Here is a 20885-nt window from a genome sequence, read left to right as displayed (position 1 = left end):
TCGTCAGCCCGCTGCCGCGATCAATTCACGCGTGTAGTCGGTTTGGGCGTGTTCGAACAAATCCTCAGCTGCGCCCATCTCGACCACATCCCCGTTGCGCATGACGATGACGTTATGGGACATCGCGCGCACGACCTTCAGGTCGTGGCTGATGAACAGATAAGCCAGCCCGTACTTCCTTTGCAGGTCCCGCAACAGATCAACAATCTGCACCTGCACGGTCATGTCTAGCGCACTGGTCGGTTCATCCAGAACCAGCAGCTTGGGCCGCAAAACCATGGCGCGCGCGATGGCGATCCGCTGGCGTTGCCCACCTGAAAACTCATGTGGATAACGGTCCATCGCGGCGGGGTCCAGCCCGACCTCGGTCATCACTTCGGCCACCAATTCACGCGGGGCACGATGGGGGTCGACATTGTGGATAGCCAACCCTTCGGCGATGATCTGCATACAGGTCATACGGGGGCTGAGGCTGCCAAACGGGTCCTGAAACACGATCTGCATATCTTTGCGCAGCCGTCTGAGTTCACGCGTTGACCAGCGGCGAACGTCCTGATCGCGGAAAGTGATCCCGCCCTCGGAGGCGATCAAACGCATCATGGCCAGGGCCAGCGTTGTCTTGCCCGACCCGCTCTCGCCTACGATCCCTAGCGTTTCCCCGGCGCGGACGCTGAGCGTCGCGTCATTGACGGCTTTCACATGCCCGACTGTACGTTTCAGAAACCCCCGTTGGATCGGAAACCAGACCTTCAGGTGATCGGTGCGCGCGACCTCTTCGGCATCAGCTGCCACCGGATCGGGGTGTCCTGACGGCTCAGCCGCCAGCAGCTTGCGCGTATAAGGATGCTGCGGGTTATCGAAAATCTCGGAGGTCACGCCGGTTTCAACGATCTCACCATCCTTCATTACGCAGACCCGGTCTGCGATACGCCGAACGATGCCAAGGTCATGGGTGATGAACAGCATTCCCATGTTTTCAGACTTTTGCAGTTCAGCCAGCAGTTCCAGAATTTGCGCCTGAATGGTCACATCCAGCGCGGTCGTTGGTTCATCTGCGATCAAAATATCCGGCTTGTTGGCCAATGCCATGGCGATCATCACGCGCTGACGCTGCCCACCCGACAGCTGATGCGGATAACTGTCCAAACGCTCTTCCGGGTCGCGGATGCCAACTTTGTTCAGCAGTTCAATAATCCGATTTCGCGCCGCATCACCAGCCAGCCCCTGGTGCAATGCTAGAGACTCGGCCATCTGCTTCTGGATCGTATGAAGCGGGTTTAACGAGGTCATCGGCTCTTGGAAAATAAAGCTGATGTCGTTGCCGCGCACTTCCATCAGCTTGTTCTCGGACGCGCCAATCATCTCTTGGCCGTCATAGGTGACCGAGCCTTCAACGATCGCACTATCGCCCAGCAGCGATACGGTGCTGAGAGCGGTCACGGACTTGCCTGAGCCCGATTCCCCTACCAGAGCAACCGTTTCACCCCGGTCCACGGTAAAGGACACACCTTTCACCGCCGCAGAAACCTGCCCGTCCTGCCGGAAGGAGACTTTGAGGTTGTTCACATCCAGCAGGCTCATGAAAAGGTCTTTCTGGGATCAAACGCATCACGCACGCCTTCGAAAATGAAGACCAGCAGCGACAGCATGATGGCAAAGGTGAAAAAGGCAGTGAAGGCCAGCCACGGAGCCTGCAGGTTTTGTTTTGCCTGTAATGTTAGCTCTCCGAGCGATGGGGCCGAGGACGGAAGGCCGAAACCAAGGAAGTCTAGCGACGCCAGTCCGCCAATCGTGCCGGTCACGATGAACGGCATGAAGGTCAGCGTGGCAACCATCGCATTGGGCAGCATGTGGCGGAACATGATCGTCATGTTACCCACACCTAGCGCGCGCGCGGCACGAACATATTCCAGATTTCGAGCCCGCAGGAACTCAGCCCGTACAACGCCAACCAACCCGGTCCAACCGAACAGAATCATCAGAGCCACCAACAACCAAAAACTTCGGCCGAGAATCGCAAACATGATGATAATCACATAGAGCGAGGGAGTTGATGACCAGATTTCGATAATCCGTTGAAAGATCAGATCGAGCCAGCCACCAAAAAAGCCCTGAATGGCCCCTGCGAAGATGCCGATCAAACTGGCAGCCCCGGTCACAATTAGCGTGAACAGGATCGACAGGCGAAAGCCATATATTACGCGGGCCAGCACATCTCGCTTGGTGTCATCCGTGCCCAGAAGGTTTTGACTATTGGGCGGCAGCGGTGCAGCACCCGGTCGGTCCACGCTGGTGTTGAAGGAATAAGGGATCAGTGGCCAGATAGCCCAGCCGCGCTCGAAGCCGTCGGCCTCGAATGTACCAGCCTGAATCTCTTCGATAATCCCTTCAGGATCATCGAAACACTGATCTAGCCCTCCGCTGTCGATCAGGCACATGACCTCGGGGTCGCGATAAATCGCCTCGGTCTGGAAATCGCCGCCGAATTCGGTCTCGGCGTAGAAGTTGAAGACCGGCGTGTAGAATTCGCCCCGGTACTTCACCAGGATCGGCTTGTCGTTGGCGATGAACTCGGCAAACAGCGACAGGCCAAACAGGATCGAGAAGATGATCAGCGACCAGAAGGCACGGCCGTTACGCCGGAAATTGCGCCAGCGGCGCTGGTTAAGAGGGGAAAGTGCCAATTATCCCTCCCGTTTCTCAAAGTCGATGCGCGGGTCGACCAGCACGTACATCAGGTCGCTGATGATGCCGACAACCAGGCCCATCAGGCCAAATATGAAGAGCGTGCCGAAAATCACCGGATAGTCGCGCGCCACTGCGGCCTCAAAGCCCAGTCGCCCAAGACCATCGAGCGAGAAAATGGTCTCGATGATGATCGAGCCACCAAAGAACACGCCGATGAACACTGCCGGAAACCCTGCAATCACGATCAGCATCGCGTTGCGGAAGACATGGCCGTACAGCACTTTGCGCTCACTCAGCCCTTTGGCGCGGGCGGTCATGACGTATTGCTTTTTGATCTCATCCAGGAACGAGTTCTTGGTCAGCAGTGTCAGCGTCGCAAAGGCCGAGATCGTCAGTGCGATGATCGGAAGCGCGATGTGCCAGAAATAGTCGGCGATCTTGCCAAACAGGCTGAGGCTTTCCCAGTTGTCCGAGGTCAGCCCACGCAGCGGGAATATCTGCCAATACGACCCACCGGCAAACAACACCAACAGCAGAATGGCAAACAGGAACCCGGGGATCGCATATGCCACAATGATCGCACCACTGGTCCAAGTGTCGAAACTTGAACCGTCCTTGATCGCCTTGCGGATACCCAGTGGGATCGAAACCAGATAGGCGATCAGGGTCGACCAAAGACCCAGTGATATCGACACGGGCATTTTTTCCAGCACCAGATCGATCACGCTGATCGAGCGGAAGTAACTCTCACCAAAATCCAACGTCAGGTAATTGCCCATCATGCCTAGAAAACGTTCGAGTGGCGGTTTGTCGAATCCAAACTCTTTTTCCAGTTCAGCGATGAACTCAGGCGGTAACCCACGCGCACCGACGTATTTGTCGTCAAAGGCACCTCCAGCAGGTTCGGCGCCTGCCCCGGCATCGCCACCACCGGCGAATCCTGCAAAGACATCGCCCTGACCTTCGATCTGCGCGATGATCTGTTCGATAGGTCCGCCAGGCACAAATTGCACCAGCGTGAAATTGACGATCATGATGCCCAGAAGGGTCGGTATGACCAGCAATAGGCGTCTTATAATATAAGCGCCCATGTTACCGCAGTGCGCCTTTGGCTTTCAGGTCAGCCTCTTTCTCAGGGTTAATCCACCAAAAATCGAGATACCCCAGCGAGAATGGAGGTAGATTTTCAGGGTATTCATACATGTCGTAGTAAGCCGTCCAGTAGTCCGCCACATACCCATCGGGTATGACAAAGAACTCATAGCGCAGCACACGGTCCAACGCCATCAATGCGGCATCCTGCTCTGCCTGATTTGTTGTATCAAAGGACGCTTCGATCACCGCGTCCACAAGAGGGCTGGCAAGACCCGCCGGGTTGAACAGGCTGAATGCAGCCTCTTCCGATCCATACATCTGGCTCAGGCCGCCACCGGTGGATAGGAATGAGCCATATCGGTTCGAATACACCATGTCGTAATCCCGCTCACGACGCCTCAGCGTGAACTGAGAGGGGTCAACTTTCTCTGCAGAAGCATCCACACCAATTGACTGCAGGTTCTGGACGTAGGTCTCGATCATCGTCGAAGTCGAGGTGGGAATACTGGACGCGTAAGGAATATTCACTTTCAGCGTCTGCCCTTCGGAATTGCGGCGCAGATTGCCTTCACCGACCGGCCATCCGGCTTCATCCAACAGTTTCGACGCTTTCCGCAGATTGCGACGGTCGTTCAGCCGGGCCGGGTTGGATTCATGAACAACAAGCGCGGGCTCGCTCAAGACTTCGGCCGGGACGATATCGCCCAGTGTTTCCAAGAACGCCAGTTCCGCGCCTTCTGGCGCACCTGTCGCCTCAAGATGAGTGCCTTGCACAAACGAATTCCGCGGCGTGTTCAGTCCGAACATCAGCGACTCATTTGCCCATTCGAAATTAAACGCCAGCGCTAGTGCTTTGCGCACATTCTTGTCGGCAAACTGCGGTTTTCCCAGATTGAATACAAACCCAGATGGTGTCGGAGGACTTCCATCAACGATCTCATCCTGCACAACATACCCTTCGTCGAGCTTCGGGAAATCGTAACTCGAGGCCCACTGCTTCGGATCACTTTCAACACGCATGGTGTACTCACCAGCCTTGAAACCCTCAAATGCGGCAGTTTGATCAGCGAAATACTCGATCCGAATGATGTCGTAATTGTTGCGACCCACATTGATCGGCAAGTCCTTGCCCCAATAGTCATCACGACGCTTGTAAACGATGCGGCGATTGATGTCGTAGCTGTCCAGCTTGTACGGGCCGGACCCTACGGCGACCTCAAGGCGAGGTTCATCAAGGCGGCGGTTTTCATCAGCTTCAAACCAAGCCTTCGAGAAGACCGGAGTTGAACCAACTGTTTCGATTAGCCCACGACGTGTTACATCCGGGCTGAAGGTAAATTTGACGGTGTGATCATCCAGCGCTTCGGCACCCGTGACCATCCGGCCGACTGCCTGTGCATAAGATGGCAAGCCCTGCTCGATAAACAGGCGGTGGCTATAGACTACATCCTCGGCCGTCACTGGGGTTCCATCCCAGAACATCGCCTCGGGGCGCAAATGGAATATCACGTAGTTGCGGCCTTCGTCATACTCCATGCTTTCGGCGACAACACCGTAGTATTGGCCAACACTGTCTGATGTGCTTTCGATCAGCGGGTCATATTGAATCGTCGTCAACGCGCCCGCGCGACCTTTTCGCGAGTAGGGGTTCAGGGAATCAAACGTACCTGATCCCGCCAGCGACAGCTCTCCACCTTTTGGCGCATCGGGATTGACATAATTCAGGTGCGGATAATCCGCCGGGTAATCCAGGTTTCCAAAGTAAGAATAGCCGTGGGTTCGAGTGATACCATCCTCGCTCGCGCTGGCTTGAATACCCCCGAAAACAACCGCTGCCGAAATTCCTAACGCCGCAGTCCAAGAATGAATTCCAGTAAAGCGCATCGCAGGCAGAAGGGGTTTCATTGGGCTCGTCCTCTGAATATCTGTCATCTTCATTGTTGTGCCAGCCAGCTAAAGGTCCAGCACTGTCAGTTGCAAGTTTAGAATGCGTGAGCGCTTTGTGAAGTTTTTCTCACGTAAAAAATAAAAGCCGCTGCTTGGCGCAGCGGCTTTGAATTCTTGCGTAATGATCAAAAGATCAGTTGCCGATGGTCTGCAGGTAAGCAATCAAGTCGGCGCGATCCTGTGGTTTTTTCAGGCCCGCAAAGCTCATCGAGGTGCCCGAGATATAGCTGCTGGGTCGGGTCAGGAAGGCATCAAGCGCTTCAGGCGTCCAGTTGCCGCCATGTGCCTGCATAGCTGCAGAATAGCCGGTAAACCCTTTTGCCGAAGCTACAGGGCGATCTACGATGGCATAAAGGTACGGGCCAGTGCCGTTCGCGCCGTCTTCCAATTTGTGGCAAGCGGTGCATTTACGGAACACTCTTGCTCCTTTTTCAGGATCGGCTGCTGCCAGAATCTCTTCGAAGACCACCTCTTCACCGTCGGCACTTTCGCCCGAGCTTTCGGATTCGATAACGTAGGCAGCCTCGGCATGATGGCTATCACTGCTATAGAGGACATCCGCCCCCCATTTTGCCAGAAGCAGCACCAGGAAGGTGCCAAACAGGCCTGCTGCGGCCTTGGTAACTGTCATCGTGTCGAACATTGATCGCGAGTCCACTTTAGCTGTCTTCCGGGTGTCTAAGGCTTCCCCTGACAAGAGGCAAGGTATAGACACCGCGACTAAACGCCCAATTCAAGAACTTGTTGCACGGAAACGACCAAATGACCAATCGCATCGCATTTCAGGGAGAACCCGGCGCCTATAGCCACGAGGCTTGCCGCAACGCGCGCCCGGATATGGACGCACTGCCCTGCCGTACATTCGAAGATGTGATCGAATCGGTGCGTTCGGGCGAAGCTGATCTGGCAATGTTGCCGGTTGAAAACACCACCTATGGCCGCGTCGCGGATATCCACCGCCTGCTTCCCCATAGCGGGCTGCATATTATCGATGAGGCATTTGTGAGGGTGCATATCAATTTGCTTTCCGTACCCGGCGCCAAGTTGGAAGACATCACCGAAGCGCATTCACACCTTGTTTTGCTGCCACAATGCGCAGGATTTCTGCGAGAGCACGGAATTCGCGGACGGGTCAGCCCAGATAATGCCCGCGCCGCGCGAGAAGTTGCTGAGGCTGGTAACAAGCATTCCGCAGCTTTGGCCAGTGAACTTGCAGGCGAAATCTACGGCCTCAACGTATTGGCGCGACATATTGAAGATCAGGGAGATAATACGACCCGGTTTCTAGTGATGTCACGAGAGGTCGACGATTCGCGTCGTGGCGAACATGGGATGATCACCAGTTTCGTCTTTCAGGTCCGAAACATCCCGGCCGCGCTATACAAGGCAATGGGTGGATTTGCCACCAATGGCATCAACATGACCAAGCTGGAAAGCTACATGGTCGACGGCTCATTCACTGCGACGCAGTTCTATGCGGATATCGTAGGCCACCCGGATGATCGCAATGTAAAATTGGCGATGGATGAACTAGAGCATTTCACCACCAATGTTGAGGTGCTTGGCGTCTACCCGGCGGCGCAGCCCCGCGGGTAACATTTCGCTGTCGCTACCCCTCCTGCGGGGCAAACTCAGAGCTCCGCGTCCCATTGCGCCAAGCATCGAGGATGAGATCGACATTCCCATCGATGTCATCCATCGAATTGACTTCCAGATCATAGACCCTGCCTATGTGAATGACCTGTTGGTCACTCACCGCGCTGCCTTGTTCGCGGTCACCGCGCGCCATTTCTCTTTCGATTAGGAGGTCGGTGGGGCAATGCACAGCCACAAACAATACATCATGACCTGCCAGATGCCGCTTTAGCATTTCTGCCCATTCAGGCGTATCCAGAATATGTTCGATGATCAGATTGTTTCCTGCATTTGCATAGGCCGCCAAAGACGCATGGAAACCATCAAAGAACTTGCCACGCTCGATCGACCAATCGAATTCTCTGCTTTGAAAGCGCCGCATGGGCAGAACGCCAGAGTCCCGAAGATGATCAATCGAGATGTACCAGAATGGCACCTCTGCCGCCCTTTGCAATGCCCGTGCCAGTGTCGTTTTCCCACTGCTGGATGCACCGTGAAGAAAGATGATCTGCGACATGTTTTAGGGCGGGCTTATCATTTGGGTGTTGCCAGGCTCAGACTTTGGGAACATGAAAGATCTTGCATACTGCACCTTCCATCCGGCGATATTCTCGAAATCCCATGGCTTCATAGTACCCAAGCCCCTCGGGATTGGCGGCCCCAATCGTCGCGTCGATAGCAGGTAAACCCTTATGTCGAGCGGCCTCAAGCGTCGATTCAAATAGTGCCCGCCCCACACCGCGTCGCGCAGCAGACGGCCGAATATGTGTGCCGATGATACCCAAGCCGACCGCAACCTCATAGGGGTTGTTTTCGGTGGCAAGTTTCAGCGATTGGAAACCCAAAATTTCTCCGTTTGGCGTGACAGCAACACTACACCGAATACGTTCGGGATCGCTGATGTAATGCCCCAAAGCAAAAGCAGCGTTGCTGTCTTTGCTTCGCTTACCGGCAGCCACGAGCTCGGTCAGCACCTTGGCAATTCCATCAGCATCAGCCTCAACAGCTTCGCGGATGATCGGTTGATCCAATCTACTCATCTACTCCCTCATATTCAGGCACCATGCAGGTGCCGTTCTTCCATGTCCCGTGCAAATTCGCTGAGCCGCGTATGAAACTGTCGGCGGAACCTGGATTGCCCGAGCTTCAAAGACTGTAGCAATAGCCGTGCGGGAAGGGTTTTTGCGCCCAGCGATGTCTCAATCCGCAAACGTGTCCGACGTTGAGACAGTGCCAAAAGCTCGACAACCGTATCACCGTTCATTCCCTTGCTACTGGATATAAAGCGCATCAGAGACGGGCTGTCATATTCCGTCATCTCTATGGCAATCTGACGTGGTTTACCGCGTATCTTGAACTCGGTCTCCCATGCGGTTCCGGTCTGTGGCACCGCAGAATCTGCGATTCTCCTCACTTCAATCCCGCGCCGCAAGGCCATGCGTTCAAAGCGCTCGAAATCAGAAATCATGGTGAAGACCGTATCAATCGGAACTTCGATATCTTCCTGCGCTGAAAACTGCATGTTCGTTTTACTCTGCCCTTGATTGAGTCCAGTTTCTCGTCAGTCCAGTGTGTCTGCAAGCCAGTGTTGCAACAAAAAATGTGCAATCGCGCCCTTTCGGGCTGGCAGGAGCTTGGGGTGGTCCCCGGCAAAGGCCTGCATCATCTCGGTCCGGGTGACCCACATCGCATCTTCGATTTCAACTGGGTCGATCTGAATATCGCGCGAAAGGGCTTGGCCTGCACAGCCAAACATCAGGGATGCAGGAAAGGGCCAAGGCTGGCTGGAAAGATAGCGCACTTCGCCCACGGGTACTCCGGCTTCTTCCATCACCTCGCGCCGTACTGCGGCTTCGAGCGTTTCGCCGGGTTCAACGAAGCCCGCCAAAAGTGAATACATCCCCTCGGGCCAGCCAGGAGAACGGCCCATCAGAACTGAATTTCCGTTCGTTATCAGCATGATAACAACCGGATCTGTGCGCGGGAAATGCTGCCCGCCACAGGCTGGGCAGCTGCGTTGCCATCCAGCTTGAACCATCTCACTATGTGCACCGCACTGGGCGCAAAACTGATGCGTTTCATGCCAGCCGATCACCGCCTTGGCGGTTGCTGCCAACTCTGCATCACGTGGATTCAGCCGTGCCATGATCCGGCGTAGCTCGACAAACACATGCCCTTTGGGCAAGTCGGGGTGTTGTTGTTCGCTACCATCCACAAACTTCCCGACAGCAGAGAGGTCTAGCCCCTCGGCAGCCCAATCAGATATATCCAAGGCAAACATAGGCGATCCGTCGTCCATACACCCGAGCAGGACGGGCACCTCGATCACACCACCTGGACCATTTTTGAGAATATCGTGGGACATGGGGAGCAGCGCCAACTGATCCACAGCGTCACCCTTAGCCAAAATTTTGCCGCGCCACAGCAGAACACATGCTGCTGACGGGTCAGCATGGGCCTGCGCCAATTTGTCCGCATCGCCTCGCAGCAATCCTGCCCGGTCCAGCCCAGAGCCGCCAAAAGTTACCTGTTCTGCGCGTTTCATGCCTGTCATTCCTGTATTTGCGCAAAGGGCTGCCATGTCTTGACCACCGGTGCAACGGGGTATTCACAGATCAATATTTCTTGCGCCGTCGAAAGACCGCAGCAATGCCTCGGAATTTGCACTAAATACAACTCATAGTGAAGTTTGCGTTACACAATCATCCAGAAGTAAAAATATTGAAAGCCGAAGTTTTCCCGCCTCAAAATCGAGATTTCAAAGGTCGCGCGCACCTTCGGATCCTGGCGACCTCTGATCTTCATATGCACATGACGTCATACGACTATTATGCCGATCACCCCGATCCTGATGTCGGCCTCGCCCGCACCGCAAGCATGATCCGGGTCGCCCAAGAACAGGCGGAACGCAACGGGGCGCTGGTTTTGCTATTCGACAATGGCGATAGCCTGCAAGGTACCCCGTTTGGCGACTGGGCGGCCGAAGCCATGCCAGCCCAACACCCTTTGCCCAAGGCGTTCAATATCCTGGGGTATGATGCAGTCGGATTGGGCAACCACGATTTTGGATTTGGACTAAAGTTCATCAATCGCATCGCAGGTCAGTTCGAGTGTCCGGTTGTTTGCAGCAACATGAAAAGCAATACCCCCGAACAGGGCTGGGTGTCCCAAGCAATTCTGCAGCGCACAATCAGTATCGGAGGAGAAGATGTTCCTATTAGCATAGGTGTCCTTTCTGTCCTGCCACCTCAGACCGCCCGGTGGGAGGCGCATATGCTGCGGGATGACGTACAAATTGCCGACATCCTAACCGCAGCACAACGTACAGCAGCAGAACTGCGCAAAGATGGATGCGATTTGGTCGTCGCGCTGGCTCATTCAGGCCTCGGTTCGGCAGAGGCACAGCCAGAACTGGAAAATGCCGTTATTCCGCTTGCGGCCCTGACAGGCATTGATGCAATCGTTGCTGGCCATACACACCTGACTCTGCCGGGCGCGGCGCATATCGGTTTGAAACATGTCGACAGCAATCGCGGACTTGTAAATGGCAAACCGGTGGTGATGCCGGGTTGGGCAGGCTCACACCTCGGCCTCATTGATTTGACACTGGGTCGAGACATTGACGGCTGGCACATCGTTAAGAGCGAAGCCGAATTACGCGCAGTCAATCCCGCAAAATCGCCGGTGACCGATTGTCCCGAGTTGGCACAGTTGTTTGCCCAAGGCCACACAGCAACACGCGCCCGCGCAGCCAAGTCCGTCGGCAATGTCCCACACCCTTTACACAGCTATTTTTCGTTCTGCGCCCCTGATCGTGGGTTGGCGCTTATCGCAACCGCTCAAGCTGCAGCGCTTCGGCCGTACCTATTGAATACCGAATGGGCAGACCATCCCGTCCTGTCAGCCGCCGCCCCGACCAAATTCGGAGGCCGCGCAGGCACTCGATTTTATACCGATGTCCCGGCGGGAAGTATCTCGGTACGCAATGTGGCTGATCTGTGCGTGTTTCCAAACGAGTTGCGCGCCACTTTGATCACCGGGGAACAGGTTCGTGACTGGCTTGAGATGTCCGCCGGACTGTTCAATCAGCTTTCGCTGAATGATCCCGCCAACCTCATCGATCCTCTGCGGGCGGGGTATTACTTTGATGTACTGCATGGCGTGACCTGCCGGTTCGACCTGTCTCGACCCGCTCGTTTCGATGCAACCGGACGGATCACAGATCCTGGCCATAGCCGCGTTCGCGATCTTACATTCGAAGGGCTGCCTGTCGCCGCCAATCAAAAGTTTGTTGTTGCACTCAACAATTATCGCGCCAGCGGGGGCGGTCATTTTCCTGTCGACTTTCAAGCAGATCAGATCAAGCTGCCGTCGCTGCGCATTCACGAAATCCTGTGCGATTACATCGCGGGAAGATCGCCCGTAGACCCATTGGAACAAGCTCCTCAACCGTTTTCTTTTGTGCCGAGCCGAAGCCGTGGAGCAATTCTGACAACCGGTCCCGGCGCGGACAAATACCTGGAAGAATTGGCGGATTATGATCCCCAGATACTGCCCCGTGATACCGATGGGTTTATGCGTATTCATCTGACCTTCTGACGGGTTGCCATTTTACAGCCGGAGGCCTATATCGATGTTCGAGAGGTTGGCGCGGGCGAGCGCCTCGCCAACCTGGTCAGGTCCGGAAGGAAGCAGCCACAACGAGCCCCGCTTGGGTCGATGTCCAACCTCTCACTTTGAACCCATTAGCCGTAGGAGGGCGTTTATGATTGTAGCAATGACCCTTCGGGCAGACCGGTTCTGATTCTTTTTTCCAGCTGACTGCCTGAATACCTCACCTGCGAATGCGCGTTCGCCATTCGACAGGATTGTTGTTTCTTATCACAGGCAGACACATGTCACTTTCCTTATCGGACCTCGGATGGTCCTCTCACTTTGCAGCTCAGCATGCGGCTAAGCCGTCTCTTCTCCCCTTTCGCATCGCAGCCGTTCACCGGGATCGGTTGATCGGGTTGAGTCCAGAAGGCGAGACTCCCCTACTCTGTCCAGACCAACCAACTGGTGCTTTTGCCGTCGGAGATTGGGTGCTGACCGATGAAAACAAACGCATACGCAGTGTTCTGGAACGGCGCAGCCTGCTGCAGCGCCGGGCTGCGGGCACAGGCGTCGCAGCACAGTTAATCGCGGCCAATGTGGATGTGCTGTTCATCGTCAGTTCCTGCAATGCCGACTTCAATCTGCCCCGACTAGAGCGCTATCTTGCGCTGGCCCATCAGGCAGGCAGCTATCCGGTGATCGTTCTGACCAAGTCGGACACCTGCGACAACGCAATTGCTTATGTCGAACAGGCCCAGTCACTGGCCCCGTTTCTGACAGTTTTGGCCGTAAATGCCTTGGATCAGTCCGATATCGAACAGGTCCTGTCGTGGTGCCCGAAAGGACAGACCAGCACCCTGGTCGGATCTTCTGGCGTTGGCAAGACGACACTCGCCAACGGGATGACTGGACAGGATCAAGCCACCGCAGGCATTCGCGAAGATGATGCGCGTGGCAGGCACACAACAACAGCGCGTGCGCTACATCGAATGAGCAACGGAGGTTGGTTGATCGATACACCCGGCATGCGTGCGTTACGCCTGTTGGACGCGCAAGAGGGTGTGGACGAGGTGTTCTCTGATATCTCGGACCTGAGCATGAACTGTCGATTCTCAGATTGTCAGCACAACACCGAGCCCGGCTGTGCGATACAGGCTGCAATCGAAACCGGGGCACTTGATCCCGCACGGCTGGACCGATGGCGCAAGCTGCGTCGCGAAGATCAGCACAATTCGGCTTCGGTGGCGCAGGCACGCGCACGCGATAAAGCGTTTGGAAAAATGGTGCGCAGCGTGATGCACGAGAAAAAATCCCGCAAGGGACTGTGACCTTTCTGGGCACCGGTTACCGGTGCCCAGCATTTCGGGCGATCAACCTGGGCCAGACGGCAGCGTTTCGCCGGGCAAACGCGCCGATATGGCCGACTTCGGATAACCCGAATTCACTTGCCGAAAGCAGATGGCACCGCACACCTGAACCATAGAGATCGGCAAGCCGCCAAACCGCCTCAGGGGGCACAACCTGATCATCCTCAAAGGCGAATATGTCAACTTGCTTGCCCATGTCGGCCCAGCGGTTTGCCGGCAACGTGTCTCCGATTTCGGGTACATAGCTTTGGGGCGCTGTGCACCATTTGCGCCATTGCCAGTAAACTCGGGATGGCAGATTTGTTCCAAAACCCAAAGCCTTTCCGGGCAAATACCCGAGCGCATGCACCGCCAGGGGCGCATGACCGTACCAGAACAACGTCGCCAAAGCGCGGTAAGGCCAAGGATGATCCTTCAGCGTTACCAGGCCGGAACAGACACAGATCATCCTGTCGATCTGATCGATATCGGGTTGGACCGGACCAAACATCCCGCCCAAAGAATGCCCAATACTCCAAAGCTTGGCCTGTGGAAACCTCCGCCGCATTTCGGTCCGTGCAGCCGGAATGTCGATCAGCGCCCAATCCGCCATGGTGACACGCGATTGCTTTTGTGAGCCTGTCAGAGAGTGACCAAAATCCCTGTAATCATAGGTAAGGCAGGCCATGCCGTGCGCTTCTGCGAGCCATCTTGCGAAATGCTGGTAGTAATCTCTGGGCACACCGGTTGCGCCGTTGATCACAACAACTTTGTCCGGTTCTTCGACTGGGTGATAGAGCCGTGCCGACAGTATTGCCGGGCCGGACTGAAACTGAATGTCCTCGGTGACAACCGCTTGCTGTGTGTCCAACATGGTGCCCTCTGAAATCAACTGAACCGATCAGTTCACCCAAGGCGCGCCGAGTCAAGGTTGACGTGGCTGGACCGCGCGTCACATGCCATCATCAATCTTCTTGACTCCCGAACGATTGTACCGCTAGCGATGACGTGATGGTTCTCGCGCCCAACCGGGCCGGGATGAAAAGGGAACACGGTGCGGTTCTGCGCGGATAAAACCGAAACGAACCCAGTCCGAGACTGCCCCCGCAACTGTAAGCGGAGAGTGATGTCGAAATGCCACTGGCCTTGAAGGTCGGGAAGGTCGGCAAAGCAATGACCCGCAAGTCAGGAGACCTGCCATCAAATCGAAACTGAAACTCGGGCGGGGTGTCCGGGCAGGGCAAGACCGCATGCATGCTGTCCCTCCTGATTGATGCCCCTGCCCTGCGCGGAGGGCGCATGAATGATCTGGAAGACCAACACGCATAAATTCTCGGCAACAATTTGCCAACGGACCGGGAAAAACTGCCCCGCTTTGGCACGACTGGCACGGGCACTGGCCACTTCGGTTGGAAAAGCTGGCCCCACGACCACCGCAGGATTCGGAATCGAAGGAAGCTGCGATTTGACTCATTGTGCCAGTGGGTGCACCGCCCGATTTCGCTCCGGTCCCGAAGAAACCCGAGTGTTCTGTGATGCCGATTCAGACGTCGCGATCGACCATCTGGACAGCTATGCAGATCTGATGTTTGGCACGGACTCGCGCCCCATCCCTGCAGGCACCTTGTCCCGACCGCCGTGCGCAATGCTGGAAGTGTTAACCCTGAGCGGAAACACTCGGGCGCGGGCTGAATACCGTCCGTCGGCCTGATCGCTATTCGGCTACCAAAACACTGGCAGGCGCAGTCGCCCAGCGCAGCTGCGCGTCAGTTTCAACTGCACATGGGCGCAACGCTCGCAATCTTTTCAATGCCTCGTCCGGGTGCTCTCCACACTCGACCATCAAGCGCAATACAGCCATACCAGAGCGGCCACATCCGCCTTTGCAGTGGATTAGTACTCGGCCTCCACCCGATAATGCGTGGCGAGCGGACTCGCTGGCATCCACCCAGCGCATATCAATGTCGTCGGAAGGTATACCGTAATCCTCGACTGGCAGATGAACCCAGCGACAAGCACGGCTGCGAACATCGGCCCCAAAATTCCTGGCGCCATCAAGGATCATCTCGACCTCGGTAGTCATCGACAGTATAAGGCCGGGCTTCCATCCGGTAACCGCATCAAGATCACCGGAATAGTCTCCTCCTCGCCCTGGCATTGAAGTTAACGCAAGCGTGCCCCCGCCCACTTGAAGTGCATGGATAACAATCTGAGACATTCTACGCTCCCCCCCGAAACGCTGATCAGAAAATCTTTCTGGCTGGTCTTAGACTGTACGATATTAACCGCGTCGGCCGGCAATCCAAAATGAAAATCCTCGCGGCTTGCTGTGGACGCGGACAGCGGGGCCCTCTACGCTGCGGCATAACTCGAATCCGACAGAGCAGACATGACCGATACGCCAAGCCCCGCCTACCAGGTTCTTGCCCGCAAATACCGTCCTGAAACATTTGCCGATCTGGTCGGTCAGGACGCGATGGTACGCACGCTGAAAAACGCGTTCGAGGCGGACCGGATCGCTCAGGCCTTTATCATGACCGGCATCCGTGGCACCGGTAAAACAACCACAGCCCGGATCATCGCGAAGGGGATGAATTGCATCGGGCCTGATGGCGAAGGTAAACCCACCACCGAACCCTGCGGTCAGTGCGAGCATTGCGTGGCCATCATGGAAGGCCGCCACGTCGATGTGATGGAGATGGACGCCGCCAGCCGGACTGGTGTGAACGACATCCGTGAAATCATCGACAGTGTCCGCTACCGTGCCGCCAGCGCACGCTACAAGATTTACATTATCGACGAGGTCCACATGCTATCGACCAGCGCTTTCAACGCGCTGCTCAAGACGCTTGAGGAACCACCCGAGCATGTGAAATTCATCTTCGCCACGACCGAGATCCGCAAGGTCCCGGTCACGGTTTTGTCGCGCTGCCAACGTTTCGATCTGAGGCGGATCGAACCCGAAGATATGATCGGCCTGTTGCGCAAGATCGCTGAATCCGAGAATGCGCAGATCGCCGATGACGCATTGGCGCTAATCACCCGAGCCGCCGAAGGATCCGCCCGTGACGCAACCTCGCTGTTGGATCAGGCGATTTCGCACGGTGCGGGTGAAACCAGCGCAGATCAGGTGCGCGCCATGCTCGGGTTGGCGGATCGGGGTCGAGTGCTGGATCTGATGGACATGATCCTGCGCGGTGATGCGGCCAGTGCTTTGACCGAACTTAGCGGACAATATGCAGAAGGTGCTGATCCTCTGGCTGTGCTCCGCGATCTGGCTGAGATCACCCATTGGGTTTCGGTGGTCAAAATCACCCCCGATGCCGCCGAAGATCCAACCGTTTCACCCGACGAACGTGCCCGAGGCCAACAGATGGCCGAAGCGCTGCCAATGCGTGTTCTGACCCGCATGTGGCAAATGCTGCTCAAAGCTCTGGAAGAGGTCTCGGCTGCACCCAACGCCATGATGGCTGCAGAAATGGCTGTGATCCGCCTGACCCATGTGGCCGACCTGCCAAGTCCGGAAGAACTGATCAAGCGCTTAAAGGATGCACCTCCATCCCCCAATCCCGCGTCGGGTTCGGGTATCGGAGTGCCAGGCCAGGCGAGCGCTGCGCCACAGGCCTCTGCCCGACCGGCCTATACCTCTTCGGCCATCGGTGGGAATGCAGGCGGACTGAATGCAGCTCTAGCTCAGGACGTACAGGCAGCACTAGCGCGGTATCCCACTTTTGAACATGTGGTTGAATTAATCCGTACCAACCGGGATGTGAAACTGCTGGTCGAGGTCGAAAACGGGGTACGCCTCGTGTCGTACCAACCGGGACGGATCGAATTTACCCCGACCGACAATGCCCCGACCGATCTATCTCAACGGTTGGGTGCATCGCTGCAGCGCTGGACGGGTAACCGTTGGGCAGTATCGATTGTCTCAGAAGGCGACGCTCCGACAATTGCGGAAGTTCGGGATGCTGCTGATCTGGCTCTCAAAGCCGAAGCGGAAAAGCATCCACTGGTGCAAGCGGTTCTGAGTCATTTCCCGAAAGCGCGGATCAGAAGCATCGAAACAGCCGATCAACGCGCTGCTCAGGTCGAAACTGAAGCCCTGCCCGAAGTAGATGACGAATGGGATCCGTTCGAGGAAGACTGATCCTGTAAGCGATCTCCTCAATTCAGCCAGGTGCTCCCGTGCCGCCACGGCTCCTCGGCTGACGCCGACGATCCTGCCCGGGCCAAACCGAGGAAAGGTCTTGTCAAAGGTCTTGACGACGGGCGGGAGTGTCCTGACCTCTTGTGTCGCGCGGTTACGCTTCGTATCTAGGCCTCAAATCGAGTGACAGGAGATTACCGATGCTTAAAGGACTCGGCGGCCTGGGTGACATGGCCAAAATGATGAAATCTGCACAGGACTTGCAGAGCAAGATGACCGAGATGCAGGAAGAGCTGAACAACCTGATGGTTGTCGGTGAATCTGGCGCCGGGCTGGTCAAAGCCACCGCGACTGCCAAGGGTGAGTTAAAAGGTCTGGATATCGACCCGTCGATCTTCAACGGCGATGACAAGGAAGTGGTCGAGGATCTCATCCTCGCTGCGATCAAGGACGCCCAGACCAAGGCGCAGGAGCGCTCGCAGGCTGAAATGGCCAAGCTGACCGAAAGCATGGGTCTGCCCGCAGACATCAAGCTGCCGTTCTGATACACCCTCCTGACGGATCAATGGCCGGGGCTTACTTACCCGGCCTCTTTGCAGGAGCTTCGCGGTGAGTTCGAACAGCGACATCGACAATCTGATCGACCTTATGGCCAAGCTGCCCGGCCTCGGCCCTCGCTCGGCCCGACGCGCCGTCCTGCACCTGATCCGCAAACGCGCCCTGCTTCTAACGCCGCTTTCAGATGCCATGCAGCAGGTGGCTGTCACTGCCCGTGAATGCCTAAACTGCGGCAATGTGGGCACAACCGATATCTGCGACATCTGCAATAGCGAAGACCGTGCAACCGGGGGACTGTGCGTCGTAGAAGACGTCGCCGACCTCTGGGCGATGGAGCGCGCCGGGGTTTTCAAGGGTCGCTACCATGTTTTGGGCGGCACATTGTCAGCACTGGATGGCGTTGGCCCGGATGAATTACGTATTCCTCGGCTAAAGGATCGGGTTCTGGCCGAGGGTATCAACGAGATCATCCTCGCCCTAAACGCCACCGTTGATGGCCAAACCACCGCACACTACATCGCCGATCAGTTGGAGGGACAGGTTCGTCTGACTTCCCTAGCGCAGGGCGTCCCGATTGGAGGTGAGTTGGATTATCTGGACGATGGGACGATCACAGCAGCGCTTAGGGCAAGGAAGGAACTTTAGACCGTCAGACCAAAGCCGAAGCATCATCTTTCATTGAGAACAGCACCCAGCTTCTCGAATGCTTGCTTCCATCCGCCTTCGCCTGCACTTCCGGCAGGCACACCCCGATGGACCATGGTCATGCGTGTCCTACCATCCTGTTCGAGAAGATCAATAATCACCTCGGTTATGTCTGGGCTTCCCTCGGGCATCCCCATATCTTTTGGCGAAAGAATATTCCCATCCTCGTCACACATGCTCTCGGTATAGACCAACCGGGACGGTTCTGAGATTTCTTTATAAACGCCAGTAAACCACATCCTCATGGTGGTATCCGGCGTTTTCATTTCCATACATACCTTTCGTATACCTCCGACACGCAAATCGATCTCTGCAGTTGGAACTGAGAACCCTTTGGGCCCATACCATTTCTGAAAAAGCGCCGGATCGGTCCACATACGCCAGACCCGGTTCGCCGGAGCCTGAAATTCCTGCACAATTCGCACCCAGTTTTCTGAGTCACTCATCATTCAAATCCTTTATTTCGCTAAGTAGTTTTTCCATCGTTTCAAACCGAACCTCCCAAATATGACGATATTGGTCAGTCCAGTTTGCAATCGATTCCAAAGGCTCCGGGTTTAGTCTGCAGGGTCGGAATTGAGCGTTTCTTGAACGCTCAATCAGCCCGGCCTCTTCCAAAACACGAAGATGTTTAGAGATTGCCGGCATGCTTACATCGAACGGCTCGGCCAGTTCTTTTACAGTTGCTTCTCCTTGTGCCAATCGCGCCAGCATGGCACGACGCGCAGGGTGCGCAAGAGCGGCAAATGCAAAATCCAATTTTTTGTCGTCAGTCATAATTCCATTAATAAACCATATGGTTAATTAATCAACTGGTAAAATAAAAGGATGAATCACTCTGCAGTTTGAATCTCTCGAATTCTCTTTGGAAGAGAATGGTTTGCGGTTACTAAGGGTCAGTATCACTTACGATTTGGAATGATCTGATGTCCCGACTTTTTGCCTTGACCCTGGCCGCCTTCAGCGCCACCGCCGCCCTGTCGCAGGAACTCATCGACAAGGGCTTTGTCGAAGGCTGGAACATCATGATGGACCCCAACCTCGGAAATGGGTGCCTGATCCAGACGATCTATCAGGATCTCTCGGTGGTGCGGCTGGGCTATGACGCGCTGGACAATCGTGGGTATTTCACCGTTTACAACAAGGCTTGGGGCGACATCAAACCAGGGCAGAGCTATCCGATCCGGTTTGATCTGGACGGCAAGAGCTTTGACGCCACCGCCATCGGGTTCAAACAGGATCGCGTGCCCGGCGCGACAGTGTTCTTTACCGACCGGAGCTTCGTCACCTCGATTGCGCAGAACAAGACCATGACCGTTTACAACCCAGAGGGTCAGACTGTCATGGCAATTGATCTGAAAGGCACGGCCAAAGCGCTGGAATATGCGCGCGATTGCCAGAACAAAAAGCTTTAACGAATCGGATCAAACACGGCGTCTTTGGCGGTGCAGTCGCGGATAACATCCCGGCCACATGGAATGGGTTTGAGATCGCGGGACAGGCACAGGCGGACCTCTTCGATATATCCCTGCTTGCAGGTGATCGTGATCATGTCTGGTTCCAGATTGGCGTTGGCCTTGAGAAATGCTTCTTCCACCACCGAAGCAGGCAATTTGACCGACGCATCGAGTTTACGAAACACGTCGGGTCGCGTGACGCCTCCATAGGCCTTTCGTGACAGCGCAAAATAGTCTGGCGCACTCAGACCCGAGCAGGTTCCGTGCTTTTTCCATTGATGCCATGCCAGCCCGGTTGAGCCCTGAATGTCCTCCATTTCCCGCGTCATACGGCGTGATGGCGGAGTCTCGACCGTGCGGCAGTAAGAGGGCCAGCCCTGGTGATATTGCGGCCATAGCCCGTGCAGGATCCATCCGTGATCGTGCCGGGCATCGCATTGATCCGATCCGCGCGCATCCCCCTCGCGGGCGCACCAGTTGGGTGACCAGCTGAGCGACAGGACATAGTAGTCGAATTCTCCCGCTTGCTCGCCATCGGCCAGCGCTGCCATCGCGCTGAAGAACCACAATACCAGCCCCAGAATACCTTGGCGCATTCGCCTCTTCCCTTCTTTAGCTGTCGAGACTATATAAGCCCCAAGTTCCCCGACAACGGAAACCTGCCCCAAAGCCTCGGGGCCGCCGCATTCCGGCGACGGGACAGATGTA

Annotated in this window: 22 protein-coding genes, 1 other RNA gene and 1 riboswitch; of the genes, 9 read left to right on the top strand and 14 right to left on the bottom strand. The window is 55.8% G+C overall.

Annotated elements, in window-relative coordinates; all coding sequences use genetic code 11:
- Nucleotides 1–3 precede the first annotated feature (3 nt).
- From ACR3EJ_RS06695 to ACR3EJ_RS06675, 5 genes are all read right to left on the bottom strand, one after another.
- Nucleotides 4–1581, bottom strand: a complete 1578-nt coding sequence (locus tag ACR3EJ_RS06695) for an ABC transporter ATP-binding protein (RefSeq protein ID WP_170545080.1) — start codon at nt 1579–1581, stop codon at nt 4–6.
- On the bottom strand, nt 1578–2684 hold the full coding sequence (locus ACR3EJ_RS06690) for an ABC transporter permease (RefSeq protein WP_170476125.1): 1107 nt from the start codon (nt 2682–2684) through the stop codon (nt 1578–1580). Before ACR3EJ_RS06690 ends, ACR3EJ_RS06695 begins: the two co-directional genes overlap by 4 nt.
- Nucleotides 2685–3779, bottom strand: coding sequence for a microcin C ABC transporter permease YejB (locus tag ACR3EJ_RS06685; protein WP_170545083.1), 1095 nt, complete (start codon nt 3777–3779; stop codon nt 2685–2687). It lies immediately after the preceding gene.
- Nucleotide 3780: 1 nt separating this feature from the next.
- A complete protein-coding gene (locus ACR3EJ_RS06680) occupies nt 3781–5688 on the bottom strand; it encodes an extracellular solute-binding protein (RefSeq protein ID WP_170545086.1) in 1908 nt (635 codons plus the stop codon).
- A 175-nt stretch (nt 5689–5863) separates the two neighbouring features.
- Nucleotides 5864–6373: a c-type cytochrome gene (locus ACR3EJ_RS06675; protein ID WP_029621890.1), complete on the bottom strand. Its 510-nt coding sequence runs from the start codon at nt 6371–6373 to the stop codon at nt 5864–5866.
- Nucleotides 6374–6492: 119 nt separating this feature from the next.
- On the opposite strand from ACR3EJ_RS06675, the gene ACR3EJ_RS06670 reads away from it, so the two are divergent.
- Complete coding sequence (locus tag ACR3EJ_RS06670) at nt 6493–7326, top strand: prephenate dehydratase (protein WP_170476131.1); 834 nt, start codon at nt 6493–6495, stop codon at nt 7324–7326.
- 13 nt (nt 7327–7339) lie between these two features.
- Here the strand turns inward: ACR3EJ_RS06670 and ACR3EJ_RS06665 are convergent, their stop codons facing one another.
- Genes ACR3EJ_RS06665 through nudC form a run of 4 tightly spaced genes read right to left on the bottom strand, consistent with a single transcriptional unit; the run spans nt 7340 to nt 9910 of the window.
- Nucleotides 7340–7882, bottom strand: a complete 543-nt coding sequence (locus tag ACR3EJ_RS06665; protein WP_170545089.1) for a phosphotransferase-like protein — start codon at nt 7880–7882, stop codon at nt 7340–7342.
- Between the two features lie 37 nt (nt 7883–7919).
- Nucleotides 7920–8405 (bottom strand): GNAT family N-acetyltransferase, encoded by a 486-nt coding sequence (locus tag ACR3EJ_RS06660; protein ID WP_170545092.1) that lies wholly within the window; start codon nt 8403–8405, stop codon nt 7920–7922.
- Nucleotides 8406–8419: 14 nt separating this feature from the next.
- Nucleotides 8420–8887 (bottom strand): SRPBCC family protein, encoded by a 468-nt coding sequence (locus ACR3EJ_RS06655; protein WP_170545094.1) that lies wholly within the window; start codon nt 8885–8887, stop codon nt 8420–8422.
- 39 nt (nt 8888–8926) lie between these two features.
- Nucleotides 8927–9910 carry an NAD(+) diphosphatase gene (gene nudC / locus ACR3EJ_RS06650; protein ID WP_170545097.1) on the bottom strand — a complete coding sequence of 328 codons (984 nt, stop codon included), beginning with the start codon at nt 9908–9910 and terminating at the stop codon, nt 8927–8929.
- Between the two features lie 137 nt (nt 9911–10047).
- Between nudC and ACR3EJ_RS06645 the strand changes: the two genes are divergently transcribed.
- The 3 genes from ACR3EJ_RS06645 to rsgA all read left to right on the top strand — a co-directional run bounded on the left by ACR3EJ_RS06645 (nt 10048) and on the right by rsgA (nt 13289).
- On the top strand, nt 10048–11964 hold the full coding sequence (locus ACR3EJ_RS06645) for a bifunctional 2',3'-cyclic-nucleotide 2'-phosphodiesterase/3'-nucleotidase (protein WP_480422893.1): 1917 nt from the start codon (nt 10048–10050) through the stop codon (nt 11962–11964).
- Between the two features lie 39 nt (nt 11965–12003).
- An RNA gene (gene ffs, locus ACR3EJ_RS06640) (signal recognition particle sRNA small type) lies at nt 12004–12102 on the top strand.
- A gap of 158 nt (nt 12103–12260) precedes the next feature.
- Nucleotides 12261–13289 (top strand): ribosome small subunit-dependent GTPase A, encoded by a 1029-nt coding sequence (rsgA, locus tag ACR3EJ_RS06635; protein ID WP_170545102.1) that lies wholly within the window; start codon nt 12261–12263, stop codon nt 13287–13289.
- Nucleotides 13290–13305: 16 nt separating this feature from the next.
- Here rsgA and ACR3EJ_RS06630 read toward each other — a convergent pair whose 3' ends face one another.
- Nucleotides 13306–14181, bottom strand: a complete 876-nt coding sequence (locus tag ACR3EJ_RS06630) for an alpha/beta hydrolase family protein (RefSeq protein WP_480422892.1) — start codon at nt 14179–14181, stop codon at nt 13306–13308.
- Between the two features lie 121 nt (nt 14182–14302).
- Nucleotides 14303–14523: riboswitch (cobalamin riboswitch) on the top strand.
- An 87-nt stretch (nt 14524–14610) separates the two neighbouring features.
- Between ACR3EJ_RS06630 and ACR3EJ_RS06625 the strand changes: the two genes are divergently transcribed.
- Entirely contained in the window at nt 14611–15018 is a 408-nt protein-coding gene (locus ACR3EJ_RS06625) for a hypothetical protein (RefSeq protein WP_170545107.1), read from the top strand.
- A 3-nt stretch (nt 15019–15021) separates the two neighbouring features.
- On the opposite strand, the gene ACR3EJ_RS06620 is transcribed toward ACR3EJ_RS06625, so the two are convergent.
- Nucleotides 15022–15525 carry a protein-tyrosine phosphatase family protein gene (locus tag ACR3EJ_RS06620; protein ID WP_170545111.1) on the bottom strand — a complete coding sequence of 168 codons (504 nt, stop codon included), beginning with the start codon at nt 15523–15525 and terminating at the stop codon, nt 15022–15024.
- 171 nt (nt 15526–15696) lie between these two features.
- Here ACR3EJ_RS06620 and ACR3EJ_RS06615 point away from each other — a divergent pair, with 171 nt between their 5' ends.
- From ACR3EJ_RS06615 to recR, 3 genes are all read left to right on the top strand, one after another.
- Nucleotides 15697–17457 (top strand): DNA polymerase III subunit gamma/tau, encoded by a 1761-nt coding sequence (locus tag ACR3EJ_RS06615; protein WP_170545115.1) that lies wholly within the window; start codon nt 15697–15699, stop codon nt 17455–17457.
- 200 nt (nt 17458–17657) lie between these two features.
- Nucleotides 17658–18002 (top strand): YbaB/EbfC family nucleoid-associated protein, encoded by a 345-nt coding sequence (locus ACR3EJ_RS06610; protein ID WP_170545118.1) that lies wholly within the window; start codon nt 17658–17660, stop codon nt 18000–18002.
- 64 nt (nt 18003–18066) lie between these two features.
- Nucleotides 18067–18660 (top strand): recombination mediator RecR, encoded by a 594-nt coding sequence (recR, locus tag ACR3EJ_RS06605; protein ID WP_170545121.1) that lies wholly within the window; start codon nt 18067–18069, stop codon nt 18658–18660.
- Nucleotides 18661–18683: 23 nt separating this feature from the next.
- On the opposite strand, the gene ACR3EJ_RS06600 is transcribed toward recR, so the two are convergent.
- Together ACR3EJ_RS06600 and ACR3EJ_RS06595 are read right to left on the bottom strand one after the other, a co-directional pair.
- Nucleotides 18684–19166, bottom strand: coding sequence for an SRPBCC family protein (locus tag ACR3EJ_RS06600; protein WP_480422890.1), 483 nt, complete (start codon nt 19164–19166; stop codon nt 18684–18686).
- Nucleotides 19159–19497, bottom strand: coding sequence for a metalloregulator ArsR/SmtB family transcription factor (locus ACR3EJ_RS06595; protein WP_170545127.1), 339 nt, complete (start codon nt 19495–19497; stop codon nt 19159–19161). The genes ACR3EJ_RS06600 and ACR3EJ_RS06595 overlap by 8 nt, the downstream gene beginning before the upstream one ends.
- Nucleotides 19498–19646: 149 nt before the next feature.
- On the opposite strand from ACR3EJ_RS06595, the gene ACR3EJ_RS06590 reads away from it, so the two are divergent.
- Nucleotides 19647–20135, top strand: coding sequence for a hypothetical protein (locus ACR3EJ_RS06590; protein ID WP_170545130.1), 489 nt, complete (start codon nt 19647–19649; stop codon nt 20133–20135).
- Here ACR3EJ_RS06590 and ACR3EJ_RS06585 read toward each other — a convergent pair.
- Nucleotides 20132–20773 (bottom strand): ribonuclease T2, encoded by a 642-nt coding sequence (locus ACR3EJ_RS06585; protein ID WP_170545132.1) that lies wholly within the window; start codon nt 20771–20773, stop codon nt 20132–20134. The genes ACR3EJ_RS06590 and ACR3EJ_RS06585 overlap by 4 nt on opposite strands.
- Nucleotides 20774–20885 lie beyond the last annotated feature (112 nt).

Source organism: Ruegeria sp. AB11 (genome assembly GCF_056536325.1).
The sequence above is the reverse complement of the archived record's forward strand: the minus strand, read 5'-3'. Positions and strand labels throughout refer to the sequence as shown.